This window comes from Clavibacter sp. MX14-G9D, assembly GCF_032917815.1.
Classification (GTDB): domain Bacteria; phylum Actinomycetota; class Actinomycetes; order Actinomycetales; family Microbacteriaceae; genus Clavibacter; species Clavibacter michiganensis_K.
Map to the genome: position 1 here is coordinate 1 of NZ_JAVCVL010000332.1, position 1,967 is coordinate 1,967.

The window sequence follows — 1,967 nt, forward strand, 5'->3', positions numbered from 1 at the left end:
CGGTCTCGGTCGTCACGGACGGCACGGACGGCGCGGGGGGGCGGGGGCCCCGGCCGCGCCGCGACAGCGCGAGGTACGCGGTGAGCGTCGGCACGACGTACAGGACCCACGCGATCGCCTCGAGCCAGGTGGTGGCGGGGGAGAAGTTGACGGTGCCCTTGAGGAGGGTGCCGTACCAGGATCCGGGCGGGACGGCGCCGGACACGTCGAACGCGAGCGCGCCGAGCCCCGGCAGGATGCCGGCCTCCTGGAGGTCGTGCACGCCGTACGCGAGCACGCCGCCCGCCACGACGATGAGGAGCGCGCCGGTCCAGGTGAAGAAGCGCGCGAGGTCGATGCGGAGGACCCCGCGGTACACGAGCCAGCCGAGCGCCACCGCCGTGAGGAGGCCGAGCCCCGCGCCCACCAGCGGCATCGTGGTCTCGCCGGTGGCCTGGACGGCCGACCAGAGGAACAGGGCCGTCTCGATGCCCTCGCGTCCGACCGCGAGGAACGCGACGGCGACGAGGCCCCACGCGGCGCCCGCGATGGCGCGGTCGACGGCGCCCTGCAGCTCGGAGCGCATGTCCTTCGCGGTGCGGAGCATCCAGAACACCATCCACGTGACGAGGCCCGTGGCGACGATGGACAGGGAGCCGCCGATCGCCTCCTGCGCCTCGAAGGTGAGCCCGTAGGCGCCGTAGGTGAGGACCGCGCCGACGGACAGCGCGAGGAGGACCGCGAGCGCGACGCCGAGCCAGAGGCGACCGAGCACGTCGCGACGGCCGATCTTGACGACGTAGGCGATGAGGATGGTGACGACCAGCGCGGCCTCGAGGCCCTCGCGCAGGCCGATCAGGTAGTTCGCGAACACGCGTGCGCCTCTCCGGCGGCGGACGCGGGGGAGCGCGTCCTATTGCTCGTGGTGGGGAAATGTAGGTGAGGCTTGCCTTACCTCGTGCACAGTAGCGCGAGGGCGGGGGTGCGTCCAGTCGGCGTCCCCATGCCGCCCGCCCAGGGAGCCGCCTCCCGGGCGCGGATAGGATCGCCCGATGAGCTCCGGCACGTCCCGACGCCCCGATCGGGCCGCCCGCACCGCCCGTACCGAGCACGAGCACGTCCTCCTCGTGCACGCGCACCCCGACGACGAGAGCATCGTCACGGGCGGCACCATCGCGCGGCTCGTCCGCGACGGCGTGCCCGTCACCGTGCTCACCTGCACGCGGGGGGAGCGCGGCGAGGTCATCCCGGCGGAGCTGCGGCACCTCGAGGGCGACCTCCGGGCGCTCGCCGACCACCGCGAGACGGAGCTCGCCGAGGCCATGGCCGCCCTCGGGGTCGAGGACCACCGCTTCCTCGGCGACGCGGACGCGCGCTGGCAGGGCCTCGCGCCGCGCCGCTACGTCGACTCCGGGATGCAATGGGGCGCCGACGGCGTGCCCGTCGCCCTGCAGCCGCTCGACCCCGACTCGCTGTGCGCCGGGGACGAGGCGGACGAGGCGCGCGACGTGCTCGCGGTCATCGCCGACGTCGACGCGACGAGCGTCATCACCTACGACGACCACGGCGGCTACGGCCACCCGGACCACGTGCGCACGCACGGGATCGCGACGTGGGCCGCCGAGGAGGCCGGGATCCCCGCCTACCTCGTCACCACGACGGCGACGTCGGCCCGCGCGGCGCACGAGGCCGTCGCCGCGCGCGGCCGGTTCCCCGCGCCGGACCCGGATCCCGCCGGTGCCCTGGTGCTGCCGGACGACGCGGTCGACGTCGTCGTGGACGCCTCCGAGGTGCTCGACCGCAAGATCCGCGCGGTCGCCGCGCACCGCACCCAGACCGTCGTCGACGGCGACCAGTTCGCGCTGTCGCACGGCGTCGGCGCCCCGGTGTCGGCGGTCGAGATGTTCCGGATCCACCGCCCCGCCGGCCGCGCGCCCGACGACGGCGCCCCCCGGCCCCCGCGCGGCGCCCAGCGCATCGGCACGGCG

General features: G+C 75.4%; 2 protein-coding genes. One reads left to right on the plus strand and one right to left on the minus strand.

The window, feature by feature from the left end; translation table 11 throughout:
* The coding region (efeU, locus tag Q6969_RS15310; protein WP_317231214.1) for an iron uptake transporter permease EfeU at positions 1 to 853 on the minus strand (853 nt) is incomplete at its 3' end.
* Positions 854 to 1,031: 178 nt separating this feature from the next.
* Between efeU and Q6969_RS15315 the strand changes: the two genes are divergently transcribed.
* Positions 1,032 to 1,967, plus strand: a 936-nt coding sequence (locus Q6969_RS15315; protein ID WP_317231215.1) for a PIG-L family deacetylase, incomplete at its 3' end; no start/stop codon positions are given.